Genomic DNA, 14,405 nt, shown 5'->3' on the forward strand with positions numbered 1-14,405 from the left:
ATCGACACCGGCGTCGACGACACCCACCCCGACCTCGCCCCGAACTTCAACCGCAACGCGTCCGTCAACTGCGTGTCCGGCAAGCCGAACACCGCAGACGGGGCCTGGCGGCCGAGCGCGTCGGAGAGCCCGCACGGTACGCATGTCGCGGGTGAGATCGCGGCCGCCAAGAACGGCGTCGGCATGACCGGCGTCGCACCCGGCGTGCAGGTCGCCGGTATCAAGGTGTCCAACCCGGACGGCTACTTCTACACCGAGGCCGTGGTCTGCGGCTTCGTCTGGGCGGCCGAGCACAACGTGGACATCACCAACAACAGCTATTACACCGACCCGTGGAACTTCAACTGCCTCGACGACGCCGACCAGAAGGCGCTCGTCGAGGCCGTCGGCCGGGCCACCAAGTACGCGGAGCGCAAGGGCACGGTCAACGTCGCGGCCGCGGGCAACGAGAACTACGACCTGGACGCGCGCTCGATCACCGACCCCGTCTCCCCGAACGACGGCGCGGCAGGTGACCGGGTGATCGACCCGCACAAGTGCTTCGACATACCGACCCAGCTGCCCGGTGTGGTGACCGTGGCCGCGACCGGTGCCAAGGGCATCAAGTCGTCGTTCTCCAACTACGGCCTGAACGTCATCGACGTCGCCGCGCCCGGTGGCGACTCCACCGCCTACCAGCGCCCTGAGGCGCCGGCCACCAGCGGTCTGATCCTCGGCACGCTGCCCGGCGGCAAGTGGGGCTACATGGCGGGCACGTCGATGGCCTCCCCGCACGTCTCGGGGGTGGCCGCCCTCATCAAGTCGACGCACCCGCACGCCACCCCCGGCCAGCTCAAGGCCCTGCTGTCCGCCCAGGCCGACGCCACGCCGTGCACGGACCCGTACGACATCAACTCCGACGGCAAGATCGACGCCGTGTGCTTGGGGTCCAAGAACCACAACGGGTTCTACGGAGCGGGAATCGTCAACGCGTTGAACGCCGTGACGAAGTAAGCACCTTCCGCGCGCAAGGGGCCGGGCCATCGCCCGGCCCCTTCCGTCATGTTGATCCATTACACCCCGCAGAGTGAACTCATGAGCGATACGAGCACCGTATGGGCGGCACTGGGCGGGGACCCCGCACTGATGTCACGGATTTCGACCGTCGTACGGCAGGGTGCGCTGCCCGCGCGTCTGCCCGTGCGGGAAGTGGCGCGGGCCTGTGTCGGCGCGTGTGCGCTGGCCGCCGCCGAGTGGGGCGCCCGGCGGGCCGGGCTGCCGGTCGTGCCCGAGGTCCGGGTCGACGACGGGGCCGTGGCCACCGCCTTCCACAGCGAGCGGCAACTGCTGGTCGACGGCCGTGAACCGGTCAACTTCGCGCCGCTGTCCCGCTTCTGGCCCACGGCGGACGGCTGGGTGCGCACGCACGCCAACTATCCGCATCACCGAACGCGCCTGCTGAACGCACTGGGACTGCCGGCGGAGGCGGACGTGGCCGCCGTGGCCGCCGCGCTCGCCGAGCGGTCGGCCGCCGAAGTGGAGGAGGACGTGTACGCGGCCGGAGGGCTCGCGGTCGCCTTGCGCACGCCCGAGCAGTGGGCGGCGCACGAGCAGGGGCGCATGATCGCCGCACATCCCCTGGTGGGCCGCGAGCGGCTGGGCACGGCACCTGTACGACCGCTGCGGCCGCTCACCGGGAGTCCCCTGCTGCCCGCTGCGGGCCTGCGCGTCCTGGACCTCACCCGGGTCATCGCGGGCCCGGTGGCCACCCGCACGCTGGCCCTGCTGGGCGCGGACGTCCTGCGCGTCGACAGCCCTCACCTTCCCGAACATCCCGACGCGCACGCCGACATGGACATCGGGAAACGGTCCACCGTCCTCGATCTGGCGGCGTCCACGGACCGCAGGACGTTCGAGGAGTTGCTGGCGGAGGCGGACGTGGTCGTCACGGGCTACCGGCCCGGCGCGCTCGACCGGTTCGCACTCGCCCCCGAGCAGCTTGCGGAGCGACGGCCCGGGCTGGTGGTGGCGCAGTTGTCGGCGTGGGGCGCGTACGGGCCCTGGGGCGGGCGGCGCGGCTTCGACAGCCTGGTACAGGTCGCCACCGGTATCGCCGTGACCGAGGGGTCGGTGGGGCGGCCGGGCGCGTTGCCCGCGCAGGCCCTCGACCACGGGACCGGGTATCTGCTGGCCGCCGCGGTCCTGCGCTCCCTCACCGACCAGACCGAGGAGGGCGGGAGCCGGGTCGTACGGCTGGCGCTCGCACGGACGGCGGCCTGGCTGCTGGACGGGGCCGCCCGGGACGACGCCGAGCACGCACCGGCGGCGTACGACGGCCCGGACGCCTGGCTGACCGAGGCCGGCAGTGTGCTGGGACGGCTCAGGTACGCCCTGCCCCCGGTCCGCTTCGCCGACGGCCCGGACGACTGGGCACGACCGCCGGGGGCATGGGGCGCGGATCCGGCGCGCTGGGAGTGAGCGCGGGTGCCCGGTGTCCGGATCCGGGCGGGATACGACCGAAAGCTTTCGTAGGGCCGGAATGCGGTTGCCCCGGTTGATTTACCGAGGTTGCCCGGATCCGTGACGACTCGCGAGTATCCGTGGATGAGTTCCTTACGATCGACAGCGGATCCCGGCGACCGTGACACGGAAGCGTCTTCCGGGTCCGTCGCCGACCCCGCGCCCCGGACCTCCGCGCGTCGAGCCGTCCTGGTGCTCGCACTCGTCACGACCGCCGCCCTGATACCGCTGCTCGTCCCCTCGGCCGCGCTGCACGGCACGGGCGAGGCGGCCGCACCCGGAGTGGGCGGCATAGGTCTGCTGCGCACCGTGCTGTTCGTGGCGTTGGGCATACCCGCGGGCGAACTCTTCGTCGCCCGGCTGGCCCGCCGGGTGCCGGGCGCACCTCTGACGGTCGCGCCGCGCAGTTGGGCGCCCTACGCGGCCTGCGCGGGTCTCCTCGCCGCGCTGGGGCTCGCGTCGGTCGTGGCCACCGGCAATCTGGTCCCGCACGCACTCGGTCAGATCGATGTCGGCGGGCTGTACCGGACTCGGGACGGCGCGCTCGCGCTCGTGGAGGTCAACGCCTTCCTCGTGGCCGGGCTGTGCGCCCCCTCGCGCCGAAAGTCGCTGATGGTGTGGCCGCTGGCCGCGGTGGCCGCCGCCGAGGCACTGCGGGCCCATCCCACGACAGAGCACAGTCCGCTGGTGGGCTCCTGCCTGACGCTCATTCACCTCACCTGCGCATCCCTGTGGGTGGGCGGCCTGCTGCACGTCCTGCGGACACTGTGGCACTGGCGCGACGCCCCAGGTGCGGGCGCAGCCTTGTTGGGCCGCTACGCGCGCGTGGCGGCCGCCCTGCTCGCCGCGCTCACCGCGACGGGCGTGTGGAGTTCGCTGCGCCGTATGCCACGCGAGACGATCCTCGACCAACTGACGCAGACCGCGTACGGCCGCGCGCTGCTCGCCAAGGTGCTGCTCGTGGCCGTCGTCGCCGTGCTGGCCCTGGTCGCGCGCCTGCGGCTGCGGCACGCCGCCGACCCGCTCGGCGCCTGCACTCCCGCGCGCGCGGAAGTGGTGGCGCTGAGCCTGGTCGTCGCGGTGTCAGGGCTGCTGACTGCACTGCCGCTACCGATCCGCTGGCCGTGATCAGCCGCCGATAACCCGCTCCTGCGTACGCTCCCCGGAAAGCGGTGACCCTCGTGCCGGCCTCAGCCGGTGGCCGAGGGCACTTCACGGTACGTCGTCACCGCAGGTGCCTGGTGCCGTTCGAGGACGCCCCAGGCCAGCAGGAACTGCGCGACCACGTAGGTGAACATGACCCACACGTCCGGCCCCGGGAGTGGCGGCCAGTCGGCGATCCCGGCCGCGATGAGCGTGTCGGACAGCAGGAACAGCGCGCCGCCGACGCCCGCGAGGGGCCCGAGCCGGGTGGAGCCGTACGCCATCGCGGTGAGCAGCAGGCTGTAGCCCGCGACGGGGATGCGCAGACCGGCCGGGAGGCCGGGCCACAGCAGGACGACGAGGGCGACGAGGGCGACACCGTAGGCACCGGCGGTCCATGCTCCCCGCGCGCGGGAAGTGCCGTGCCTCCGGAAGAGGAGGAGATAGCAGACGTGTCCCGCCGCGAAGGAGCCCATCCCGGCGAGGAAGGCGACATCGGCGTCGAGCAGCAGCAGGACGTCGCCGCCCCATCCGAAGAGCAGGGCCGTGACCAGGAGGCGCGGCGCGCCCCGCACCCACACGTGGAGCGCGAGCAGCAGCATCAGAAGGGGCTTGGCGAGGGTATGGCCGAGGCTCTGTCCTGCGGCGAGGCAGACGAGGTCGGCGGCGACGGCGCACCAGAAGAGAAGGAGGAGCACACGCGCGAGGTGCTCGGGCTGCCGCGGCTCGCGTGCTTCGGCGAGCCGCTCTCCGCGGGGCCTCATGCGACGGGCTCGTCGACGACGGCGGACGGGGCCGTGGTCCGGCTCGCGGGCTGCCAGCCGGGGCCACGGAAGACGCGTCCGGCGCGCTCGCCCCAGGCGGTCGCGGCCTTCACGTCCCGGGCGATGGCGACGTACTCGTGCGTGGCGACCTTCACCGGGTTGTACGTCTCGATGTTCTTGGTCAGCCCGTACACGGGCCGTTCGGTCTCGGGGACGAAGGACCCGAACAAGCGGTCCCAGACGATGAGGATCCCGCCGAAGTTGCGGTCCAGGTAGCCGCCCTGGGACGCGTGGTGCACCCGGTGGTGCGAGGGGGTGTTGAAGACGAACTCGAACCAGCGGGGCATCCGGTCGATGCGCTCGGTGTGGATCCAGAACTGGTAGACGAGGCTCACGGAGTTGCAGAACGCCACCGCGGCCGGGTGCACGCCGACGGCGACCATGGGGAGGTAGAAGGGCCAGGTGGTGAGCGACGTCCAGGGCTGGCGCAACGCGGTGGAGAGGTTGAACTTCCGGCTGGAGTGGTGGACGACGTGGCAGGCCCACAGGATCCGGATGACGTGGTGACCGCGGTGGGACCAGTAGTAGAAGAAGTCCTGCGCGAGCAGCATGAGCAGCACGGTCCACCACAGCACGGGCACGCGCAGCGGTGTGAGTGCGTAGACAGCCGAGTAGATCGCGACGATCGGGAACTTCCACAGGAAGTCGAAGAAGAGGCTGCCGAGCCCCATACCGATACTGGTCGCCGCGTCCTTCGCCGCGTACCCGGCGTCGTCCTCGTCCGGATGGAGCCGGACGCTGACGATCTCGATGATCGTGAGCAGCACGAAGGCTGGTATCGACCAGACCACGACGTTGGGGAGGTTCGGCATGGTTGAACCGTAAAGCCCCTGGTCGGCTGGGACCAGAGTCTGTTACCCACAAGTATTACCGGCGGTATCCGCTTGTCTGTTGGTGACCTCCTCCAATCGACGGGTCCTGGTGCGGCGGTAGGCACTAGACCCCGGTCGCACTCAGCAGCGCCCCGGCCGCATAGGTGACGCCCATGGCCAACGCCCCGCCCATCACATTCCGCACGAGCGCCCGTCCAGGCCTGGCGGCGCCCAGCCGCGCGCCGGCCCATCCGGTGACGACGAGCGCGGCCAGGACGGACCCGACCGTCACCGGGAGCCGCAGCCCCCGGGGCGGCAGCACGATCGCCAGCAGCGGCAGCAGCGCGCCCACCATGAACGCAAGGAAGCTCGCCCACGCCGCGTGCCACGGGTTCGTCAACTCGTCGGGGTTGATGCCGAGTTCCACGCTCGCGTGGGCGCGCAACGCGTCCCGTTCCGTCAGTTGCAGCGCCGCCTCCCGGGCCACCTTCCGTGACAGGCCACGCCGCTCGAGCAGTTCCGTCAGTTCCTGCAGTTCCTCTTGCGGCTGCTCCCTCAGCTCCCGCTTCTCCAGGGCCAGCGCCGCCCGCTCCGAGTCCCGCTGGGTCGACACCGACACGTATTCACCCACCGCCATCGACATGGACCCGGCCAGCAGCCCGGCGAGACCCGCGGTCAGCAGAGCCGCGCGGTCACTGGTCGCGCCGGCGACGCCGACCACGAGGCCCGCGGTGGAGACGATGCCGTCGTTCGCGCCGAGGACCGCCGCCCGCAGCCAGTTCAGCCGCGAGCCGAGCGCACCGCCGTGGGCCTCCTCATGCATGGGTTCCGTCACACCGGGAGGATGGCACCCCGGCCGCCCCAGGCGCCGCACCGACTCGGCCGGCCCACCCGCCCGTCACCGGACGCCGCCGGTCCCGCATGTCGGGAGCATCGGCGCGCCGAAGTGCCGCCCCCATCGTCCTGACGGCCCGTCAGCGCACATCTCGGACGCACGCCCCCGGGCGGAGGTGTCAGTGGCGGCCCGTATCCTCAGTGACCATGCTCGAAGACCGTACGACCGCAGCGTCCCCGGCCCCCTGGCCGGCCGCGTACCCGGAGGGGTACGCGGTCGTCGACGTGGAGACCACCGGCCTGAGCCGGGACGACCGGATAATTTCGGCCGCCGTCTACCGGCTGGACGGGCGTGGCGAGGTCGAGGACCACTGGTACACACTGGTCAACCCGCAACGCGATCCGGGCCCGGTGTGGATCCACGGACTGACGAGCTCGATGCTCCACGATGCGCCGCTCTTCCAGGACGTCGCCGAGGAGTTCGCCACCCGGCTCGACGGCCGGGTGCTCGTCGCGCACAACGCGGTCTTCGACTGGTCGATGATCGCCCGGGAGTACGCGCGCGCGGAACGTGAGGCGCCGGTCCGTCAGCGGCTGTGCACGATCGCACTCTCCAAGGAACTGGGCCTGCCGCTGCCCAACCACAAGCTGGAGACGCTGGCCGCGCACTTCGGCGTGGTCCAGCAGCGGGCGCACCACGCGCTGGACGACGCGCGCGTGCTGGCCGAGGCGTTCCGGCCGAGCCTGCATGCCGCCGCCCGGGACGGCGTACGGCTGCCACTGCTGGAGTGCCGCCCGCTGACCGAGTTGGCCGCCTCCCCGACGATCGGACGGCAGTCACCCGGCGGCTACCGTCCGGCCAGTTGGCGCCCCTCGCGCAAGCGCCCCGCCTGCCCCTACCCCAACCCGGGACGCTACGAAGAGGGCAAACGCCTCAAAAAGGGCATGAGGGTGGCGTTCTCCGGGGACACGTCGACCGAGCGTGAACTGCTCGAGGACCGGGCCGTGGAGGCGGGACTGCATGTCGCGACGAGCCTGTCCCGGCTCACCAGCCTCCTGGTCACCAACGACCCGGACTCGGGCACGTCGAAGACGGTCAAGGCACGGCAGTACGGCACACCGGTGATCGACGAGGCGGCCTTCGGGCAGTTGCTCAGGGACGTGGAGCCGGAGTCGGGAGAGTGACCCGTGCGGACGGGTGATTGCCGTGCGACTCGCCCGGCACCCGCTCGACCGCACCACGGCGACGACTCACCCTGTGGCGCATGGCACGTTGCGAGGTCTGCGGAAACGACTACGGCATGACGTTCGAGGTGCACGCGCAGGGCGCCGTGCACGTCTTCGACTGTTTCGCCTGCGCGATCCACCGGATGGCACCCATCTGCGAGCACTGTCGCGTCCAGATCATCGGCCAGGGCGTCGAGGCGGGGGGCCACTGGTACTGCGGCGCCCACTGCGCTCGCGCCGATGGGAAGGCAGGCATCGTGGACAAGGTGTGAGCCGATGGCGCGTGACCGCGGGACCGGGTCGTCGCTACCGCTACGGGGACCCTCCCGTAGCGGGCTGACGCGTGCGAGGTACGGTCAGTGGGTGTACCGCTTCCTGTTGTCCCGGCAGTGGGTGATCCTCACCCTCGTGATGCTGGCGCTCATCCCGACGATGATCGAGCTGGGCTTCTGGCAGCTGCACCGCCACGAGCACAAGGTAGCGCTCAACAAGGTGATCGGCGACTCGCTGGCCGCGAAGCCGGTGCCCGCCGAGACGCTCACCTCACCCGGTGCCACCGTCAAGCACGTCGACCTGTACCGGCGGGTGACCGCCAAGGGCCACTTCGACACGGCCCACGAGGTCGTGGTGCGCCGCCGGACGAACACGAACGGCGACATCGGCTACCACGTCCTGACCCCGCTGGTGCTCGAAGACGGCAAGGTGCTCCTGGTCAACCGGGGCTGGATCCCGGCGGACCTCGCGCAGACCGAGTTCCCGAAGATCCCGGCGCCCGAGAGCGGTGAGATCACGGTCACCGGGCGGCTCATGCCGGACCAGACGACCGCCGAGAGCGGCATCAAGAACGTCAAGGGGCTGCCGGACCGCCAGATCATGCTGATCAGCAGCGGGCAGCAGGCCAAGTACCTGGGCAAGCAGGTCCTCGCCGGCTATGTCGAACTGGTCTCCCCCGCCCCCAAGGGCAACACCCCGGAGCTGATCGCGGCCCCCAACCACAGTGACATCGGCCCCCACATGGCGTACGCGATCCAGTGGTGGCTGTTCGCCGCGGGAGTCCCGGTCGGCTGGGTGGTCCTGGCCCGCCGCGAGGCACGCGACCGTGCGCGGGCCGCGGCCGAGGAGAGCACCCCGGAAACGGAAGCGGAGACGCAACCGGCTCCGGCGTAGCCGTCCCGACCCGCCGAGCGAGACACGGCCCCGGGGACACGTCACCCACCCGGCCGTACTCCAGATTGCCCTCTCGCCGCACCGGGAACCCGGAACCCGTGCAGCGTTCCACCCGGACCATCGAGGACTATGCCCTCATCGGCGACCAGCAGACCGCCGCCCTGGTCAGCCGAACCGGCTCGGTCGACTGGCTCTGCCTCCCCCGCTTCGACTCGGCGGCCTGCTTCGCCGCCCTGCTCGGCACCGAGAACCACGGCCACTGGCACATCGCCCCCCGGCACGGCGGCCCCTGCACCCGCCGCTCCTACCGTGCCGACACCCTCGTCCTCGACTCCGAGTGGGACACCCCGGACGGCTCTGTCCGCCTCACCGACCTCATGCCCCAGCGCGACCGCGCCCCCGACCTCGTACGCATCATCGAAGGCCTCGACGGCAAGGTCACCGTGCGCAGCACGCTCCGGCTGCGCTTCGACTACGGCTCGATCGTGCCGTGGATGCGCCGGACCAACAGCCATCGCGTGGCCGTCGCGGGACCCGACTCGGTGTGGCTGCGCAGCCAACCCCCGGTGCACACCTGGGGCAAGGACTTCGCCACCCACTCCGAGTTCACGGTCGAGAAAGGAGAGAGGGTCGCCTTCGTCCTCACCTGGCACCCCTCGCACAAGCCGCGTCCTCGCCTCATCGACCCTTTCGACGCCCTGGAGTCCAGCGTCGCGGACTGGCGTGCCTGGGCGGCGCAGTGCCGTTACCGCGGGCCGCACCGGGAGGCGGTGGTCCGCTCCCTGATCACCCTCAAGGCCCTCACCTACGCGCCGACCGGCGGCATCGTCGCCGCCCCCACGACGTCGCTGCCGGAGACACCGGGCGGCGTCCGCAACTGGGACTACCGCTACAGCTGGCTGCGCGACTCCACGCTCACCCTGCAGGCACTGCTGTCCGCCGGCTACCACGAGGAGGCCGAGGCATGGCGCGACTGGCTGCTGCGCGCTGTCGCGGGTGACCCGGCGGACCTGCAGATCATGTACGGCCTGTCGGGCGAACGACGGCTGCCCGAGTACGAGGTGCACTGGCTGCCCGGCTTCCAGGGCTCGGTACCGGTCCGGATCGGCAACGACGCGGTGAAGCAGCTCCAACTGGACGTGTACGGCGAGGTCATCGACTCGCTGACGGTGGCGCGGGGCGCGGGCCTGCCGATCAGACCGCACATGTGGCGGGTGCAGTGCGCGCTGATGGAGTTCCTGCGGACGGTCTGGGGTCAGCCGGACGAGGGGCTGTGGGAGATGCGCGGCGGACGCCGCCACTTCGTGTACTCGAAGGTGATGGCGTGGGTGGCCGCCGACCGCGCCACCCGCACCCTGGAGGACCGCCCCGAGCTCGAAGGCGATCTCGAGGGCTGGCGGGCGATGCGCGACAAGGTGCACCGGGAGGTGTGCGAGCGGGGCTACGACCCCGAGCGGAACACGTTCACGCAGTACTACGGCTCGCGCGCGCTCGACGCCTCGCTGCTGCTGATCCCCCGCGTCGGATTCCTGCCGCCCGACGACCCCCGAGTCATCGGCACCGTCGACGCGGTGCGCGCGGAGCTCGCCCCTGACGGTTTCATGCGCCGGTACAACACGGAGAGCACCGACGCCGACCCGCTGCCCGGCAAGGAGGGCACCTTCGTGGTCTGTTCGTTCTGGCTCGCGGACGCCCTGCACCTCATCGGCCGCAGCGACGAGGCCCGCGAGCTGTTCGAACGTCTGGTGGGGCTCTGCAATGACGTCGGGCTGCTCGCCGAGGAGTACGACCCGGCCACCGGCCACCTGCTCGGCAACTTCCCGCAGGCCTTCAGCCATCTCGGCCTGGTGGGGACCGCCCTCGCTTTGTTCGAGGGCGGGAGGGCAGGATAGGGGCCATGGATCTTGGGTTGAAGGACCGTGTGTATGTCGTCACCGGCGCCACCCGCGGGCTGGGTAACGCGGCCGCACGAGAACTCGTGGCCGATGGAGCGAAGGTGGTCGTCACGGGCCGCGACGAGAAGCGGGCCGCCGAGGCAGCGGCCGAGCTGGGCACCAACGCGGTCGGGGTGGCGGTCGACAACGCCGACCCCGAGGCGCCGTCCCGGCTGATCGCCGCCGCGCGCGAAAGCTTCGGCGGCTTCGACGGCATCCTCGTCAGCGTCGGCGGCCCGCCGCCCGGCCTTGTCGCCGACACCACGGACGAGCAGTGGACGACCGCGTTCGAGTCGGTGTTCCTGGGTGCGGTGCGGCTGGCCCGCGCGGCCGCCGCGGAGCTGACGGAAGGCGGCGTCATCGGGTTCGTCCTGTCGGCTTCCGTGCATGAGCCGATCCCGGGCCTGACCATCTCCAACGGGCTGCGCCCCGGACTCGCGGGCTTCGCCAAGTCCCTCGCGGACGAGTTGGGCCCGCGCGGCATCCGCGTGGTCGGTCTGCTTCCGAGCCGCATCGACACGGACCGGGTGCGCGAGCTGGACGGGCTCTCCGCCGACCCCAAGGCGACGCGCTTGGCCCACGAGTCCCACATTCCGCTGCGCCGCTACGGCACCCCGGAGGAGTTCGGCCGCACCGCCGCGTTCCTGCTCTCGCCCGCCGCGTCGTATCTGACGGGCGTCATGCTGCCGGTGGACGGCGGCGCCCGGCACGGCTTCTAGGGCAGCCCTGGAACCGCCGTGCCGTAGCCGCCGTCCGTGTCAGTCGCCGACCCCGGCCAGGTCGCGCAGGCGCCTTGCCTGCGCGGCCCGTTCCGAGGCGCGCTGCTCTTCGTACGACCGCTCCTGCGCTCCACGCAGCAGTGCCTTGGTCTCGATCACGGCGTCGCGGGGCGCCGAGAGCAGTGCGGACGCCAGGTCCCGTACGGTCTCGTCGAGTTGCTCGCGCGGTACGGCGATGTTCGCGAGCCCCGTGCTGACGGCCTCGTCGGACTGGACGAAGCGGCCCGTGGCGCAGATCTCGAGCGCGCGGGCGTATCCGACGACGCTCACCAGCGGATGCGTGCCGGTGAGGTCCGGTACGAGGCCCAGACTGGTCTCGCGCATGGCGAACTGCACGTCGTTGGCGACGACGCGCAGATCGCAGGCGAGCGCGAGCTGGAAACCCGCACCGATCGCGTGCCCCTGCACGGCGGCGATGGACACGATGTCGTTGCGCCGCCACCAGGTGAACGCCTCCTGGTACTCGGCGATGGTCGCGTCCAGTTCGGCGTCGCTGCTGCGCGCGATGTCGATGAACGTCGGCTCGCCTGCGATTCCCTCCGCCGTGAACATCTGCCGGTCGAGTCCGGCCGAGAACGACTTGCCCTCGGCGCGCAGCACGACCGCACGGACGGAACCGGGCAGCGCACGTCCGGCCTCCGCCAGCGCCCGCCACATGGCAGGGCTCTGGATGTTGCGCTTGGCCGGATTGGTCAGCGTCACCGTGGCGATCGCCTCGTCAACGGTGAGCCGTACGCCGTCCTTGTCGAGTACCGGGTCGAACGAAGCCATGGGACGCCTCCGATGGGTGCGGTCAGGAGAGGATGCCGTACGACGACATCCACAAGTGACTGCACAGTAACCACCCGGCCGGATGGGGGCGCCCCCAGGTCCCTTTAGGCACTGGGGGACCGACCGACCGGGCGGCTACCACCGAAGCCGATCCGATGGGCCGCTCGGCGTCAGGGCTGCGCGGCCTTCTTGCCTCGCGTCGCCCCGCCACGTCCTCGCAGCGTGACACCCGACTCGCTGAGCATCCGGTGAACGAAGCCATACGAGCGGCCGGTTTCCTCGGCCAGCGCCCGGATGCTCGCACCGGAGTCGTACTTCTTCTTCAGGTCTGCCGCGAGCTTGTCGCGCGCGGCGCCGGTCACCCGGCTGCCCTTCTTCAGAGTCTCGGCCACCCGTGCCTCCTCATGGGAAGTGCGCTCTGGTCCCCTCATGATCACCCCTCGGGGGCCTGATGGCCACCCATTCGGCAAGGTCCGTGGGACATGGTTGTGACGACAGGAGCGCGTCTCCATGAGCGGAATCCGAGATTCCGTCCGATGTCGCCCGTACGTCCGAACGGGTTCATCCGGGAAGCAGCAGGTCAGCGGCGCGCGCCGGCCGAGCCCCGGAACAGAGGGCATCAGCCGGCATTTCCGTGTACGACACACCCGGTACGAGGAGATCTCACACAGATGACGGATCCCGGGTCGGCCGAATGATCCATACGCAGTGGATCAACCGTTCGGTCAAGCGGCCCTGACCGACCCGGTCCGGTGTGCTCAGGCGAGGGCCACGAGGTCCGCGTAGTCGGCGCCCCACAGGTCCTCGACGCCGTCCGGCAGCAGGATGATCCGCTCCGGCTGGAGCGCCTCCACCGCGCCCTCGTCGTGGGTGACGAGGACGACCGCGCCCTTGTAGGTGCGCAGCGCGCCGAGGATCTCCTCGCGGCTGGCCGGGTCGAGGTTGTTGGTCGGTTCGTCCAGGAGCAGCACGTTCGCGGACGAGACCACGAGAGTGGCGAGGGCGAGGCGGGTCTTCTCGCCGCCGGAGAGGACACCGGCCGGCTTGTCGACGTCGTCGCCGGAGAACAGGAACGAGCCGAGCACCTTGCGGACCTCGACCAGGTCCATGTCCGGGGCCGCGGAGCGCATGTTCTCCAGGACCGTGCGCTCCGGGTCGAGGGTCTCGTGCTCCTGCGCGTAGTAGCCGAGCTTCAGGCCGTGGCCCGGGACGACCGCACCCGTGTCCGGCTGCTCGACGCCTCCGAGCAGCCGCAGCAGGGTGGTCTTTCCGGCGCCGTTGAGGCCGAGGATGACGACCCTGGACCCCTTGTCGATGGCCAGGTCGACATCGGTGAAGATCTCCAGGGAGCCGTACGACTTCGACAGGCCCTCGGCCATCAGCGGGGTCTTGCCGCAGGGCGAGGGCTCGGGGAAGCGGAGCTTTGCGACCTTGTCCGACTGACGGACCTCGTCCAGACCGGAGAGCAGCTTCTCGGCGCGGCGGGCCATGTTCTGCGCGGCGACCGTCTTGGTGGCCTTGGCACGCATCTTGTCGGCCTGCGCGTTGAGCGCGGCGGCCTTCTTCTCGGCGTTGGCGCGCTCGCGCTTGCGCCGCTTCTCGTCGGCCTCGCGCTGCTGCTGGTAGAGCTTCCAGCCCATGTTGTAGACGTCGATCATGGACCGGTTGGCGTCAAGGTAGAACACCTTGTTGACGACCGTCTCGACCAGGTCGACGTCGTGCGAGATGACGATGAAGCCGCCGCGGTAGGTCTTCAGGTAGTCGCGCAGCCAGACGATCGAGTCGGCGTCGAGGTGGTTGGTCGGCTCGTCGAGCAGCAGGGTGTCGGCGTCGGAGAACAGGATGCGGGCCAGCTCGATACGCCGGCGCTGGCCGCCGGAGAGCGTGTGGAGCGGCTGGCCGAGCACACGGTCGGGCAGGTTGAGGGCGGCGGCGATGGTCGCGGCCTCGGCCTCGGCGGCGTACCCGCCCTTGGTGAGGAACTCGGTCTCCTGGCGCTCGTACTGCCTGAGGGCCTTCTCGCGGGTGGCGCCCTGGCCGGAGGCGATGCGCTGTTCGTTCTCGCGCATCTTGCGGATCAGGACGTCGAGGCCACGCGCGGACAGGACGCGGTCGCGGGCGAGCACGTCCAGGTCGCCGGTGCGCGGGTCCTGCGGGAGGTAGCCGACCTCGCCGGAGCGGGTGACGGTGCCCGCGGCGGGCATGCCCTCGCCGGCGAGGACCTTGGTGAGCGTGGTCTTCCCTGCACCGTTACGGCCGACCAGCCCGATGCGGTCGCCCTTGGCGACGCGGAAGGTGGCGTTCTCGATGAGGATGCGGGCACCGGCGCGCAGCTCGATGCCGGAGGCGGAGATCACGGACAGACTCCAGAGGCTGGGCCCCCTGCTCGAGCGACGTCGCGAGCTTTGGGGGAAG

Annotated in this window: 14 protein-coding genes; 8 read left to right on the forward strand and 6 right to left on the reverse strand. The window is 70.9% G+C overall.

The genetic code is table 11. The annotated features are described in order from the left end of the window. The 3 genes from ACWDEX_RS14710 to ACWDEX_RS14720 form a co-directional block, all read left to right on the forward strand. On the forward strand, positions 1–993 hold a 993-nt coding region (locus ACWDEX_RS14710), incomplete at its 5' end, for a S8 family peptidase (RefSeq protein WP_450463681.1). A gap of 81 nt (positions 994–1,074) precedes the next feature. Next, complete coding sequence (locus ACWDEX_RS14715; RefSeq protein ID WP_450463682.1) at positions 1,075–2,457, forward strand: CoA transferase; 1,383 nt, start codon at positions 1,075–1,077, stop codon at positions 2,455–2,457. A gap of 126 nt (positions 2,458–2,583) precedes the next feature. Next, positions 2,584–3,627, forward strand: coding sequence for a CopD family protein (locus tag ACWDEX_RS14720; protein ID WP_450463683.1), 1,044 nt, complete (start codon positions 2,584–2,586; stop codon positions 3,625–3,627). A 62-nt stretch (positions 3,628–3,689) separates the two neighbouring features. Here ACWDEX_RS14720 and ACWDEX_RS14725 read toward each other — a convergent pair whose 3' ends face one another. The 3 genes from ACWDEX_RS14725 to ACWDEX_RS14735 all read right to left on the reverse strand — a co-directional run bounded on the left by ACWDEX_RS14725 (position 3,690) and on the right by ACWDEX_RS14735 (position 6,113). After that, entirely contained in the window at positions 3,690–4,406 is a 717-nt protein-coding gene (locus ACWDEX_RS14725; protein ID WP_450463684.1) for a lysoplasmalogenase, read from the reverse strand. Beyond that, on the reverse strand, positions 4,403–5,278 hold the full coding sequence (locus tag ACWDEX_RS14730; RefSeq protein WP_450463685.1) for a sterol desaturase family protein: 876 nt from the start codon (positions 5,276–5,278) through the stop codon (positions 4,403–4,405). The genes ACWDEX_RS14725 and ACWDEX_RS14730 overlap by 4 nt, the downstream gene beginning before the upstream one ends. A 124-nt stretch (positions 5,279–5,402) precedes the next feature. Next, on the reverse strand, positions 5,403–6,113 hold the full coding sequence (locus tag ACWDEX_RS14735) for a VIT1/CCC1 transporter family protein (protein ID WP_450463686.1): 711 nt from the start codon (positions 6,111–6,113) through the stop codon (positions 5,403–5,405). A gap of 206 nt (positions 6,114–6,319) precedes the next feature. Here ACWDEX_RS14735 and ACWDEX_RS14740 point away from each other — a divergent pair, with 206 nt between their 5' ends. From ACWDEX_RS14740 to ACWDEX_RS14760, 5 genes are all read left to right on the forward strand, one after another. Further along, positions 6,320–7,297 carry a DEDDh family exonuclease gene (locus ACWDEX_RS14740; protein ID WP_450463687.1) on the forward strand — a complete coding sequence of 326 codons (978 nt, stop codon included), beginning with the start codon at positions 6,320–6,322 and terminating at the stop codon, positions 7,295–7,297. Between the two features lie 80 nt (positions 7,298–7,377). Further along, positions 7,378–7,611: a hypothetical protein gene (locus ACWDEX_RS14745; RefSeq protein ID WP_450463688.1), complete on the forward strand. Its 234-nt coding sequence runs from the start codon at positions 7,378–7,380 to the stop codon at positions 7,609–7,611. Between the two features lie 91 nt (positions 7,612–7,702). After that, positions 7,703–8,506, forward strand: coding sequence for an SURF1 family cytochrome oxidase biogenesis protein (locus tag ACWDEX_RS14750; protein WP_450463689.1), 804 nt, complete (start codon positions 7,703–7,705; stop codon positions 8,504–8,506). A 98-nt stretch (positions 8,507–8,604) separates the two neighbouring features. Beyond that, positions 8,605–10,398 (forward strand): glycoside hydrolase family 15 protein, encoded by a 1,794-nt coding sequence (locus ACWDEX_RS14755; protein ID WP_450463690.1) that lies wholly within the window; start codon positions 8,605–8,607, stop codon positions 10,396–10,398. A 5-nt stretch (positions 10,399–10,403) separates the two neighbouring features. Beyond that, on the forward strand, positions 10,404–11,159 hold the full coding sequence (locus ACWDEX_RS14760; RefSeq protein ID WP_450463691.1) for an SDR family oxidoreductase: 756 nt from the start codon (positions 10,404–10,406) through the stop codon (positions 11,157–11,159). Positions 11,160–11,198: 39 nt separating this feature from the next. Here the strand turns inward: ACWDEX_RS14760 and ACWDEX_RS14765 are convergent, their stop codons facing one another. From ACWDEX_RS14765 to abc-f, 3 genes are all read right to left on the reverse strand, one after another. Then, on the reverse strand, positions 11,199–11,990 hold the full coding sequence (locus ACWDEX_RS14765; RefSeq protein WP_450463692.1) for an enoyl-CoA hydratase/isomerase family protein: 792 nt from the start codon (positions 11,988–11,990) through the stop codon (positions 11,199–11,201). Between the two features lie 170 nt (positions 11,991–12,160). Next, positions 12,161–12,382 carry a helix-turn-helix domain-containing protein gene (locus ACWDEX_RS14770; protein WP_450463693.1) on the reverse strand — a complete coding sequence of 74 codons (222 nt, stop codon included), beginning with the start codon at positions 12,380–12,382 and terminating at the stop codon, positions 12,161–12,163. 366 nt (positions 12,383–12,748) lie between these two features. Continuing rightward, positions 12,749–14,347, reverse strand: a complete 1,599-nt coding sequence (gene abc-f, locus ACWDEX_RS14775; RefSeq protein ID WP_450463694.1) for a ribosomal protection-like ABC-F family protein — start codon at positions 14,345–14,347, stop codon at positions 12,749–12,751. Positions 14,348–14,405: the final 58 nt, after the last annotated feature.

The organism is Streptomyces sp. NPDC001020 (assembly GCF_053599115.1).

Bases quoted from the DNA above. Each gene is read 5' to 3' on its own strand.
- ACWDEX_RS14715 (WP_450463682.1), top strand. From the start codon at position 1,075: ATGAGCGATACGAGCACCGTATGGGCGGCACTGGGCGGGGACCCCGCA.
- ACWDEX_RS14720 (WP_450463683.1), top strand. From the start codon at position 2,584: ATGAGTTCCTTACGATCGACAGCGGATCCCGGCGACCGTGACACGGAA.
- ACWDEX_RS14725 (WP_450463684.1), bottom strand. From the start codon at position 4,406: ATGAGGCCCCGCGGAGAGCGGCTCGCCGAAGCACGCGAGCCGCGGCAG.
- ACWDEX_RS14730 (WP_450463685.1), bottom strand. From the start codon at position 5,278: ATGCCGAACCTCCCCAACGTCGTGGTCTGGTCGATACCAGCCTTCGTG.
- ACWDEX_RS14740 (WP_450463687.1), top strand. From the start codon at position 6,320: ATGCTCGAAGACCGTACGACCGCAGCGTCCCCGGCCCCCTGGCCGGCC.
- ACWDEX_RS14745 (WP_450463688.1), top strand. From the start codon at position 7,378: ATGGCACGTTGCGAGGTCTGCGGAAACGACTACGGCATGACGTTCGAG.
- ACWDEX_RS14760 (WP_450463691.1), top strand. From the start codon at position 10,404: ATGGATCTTGGGTTGAAGGACCGTGTGTATGTCGTCACCGGCGCCACC.
- ACWDEX_RS14765 (WP_450463692.1), bottom strand. From the start codon at position 11,990: ATGGCTTCGTTCGACCCGGTACTCGACAAGGACGGCGTACGGCTCACC.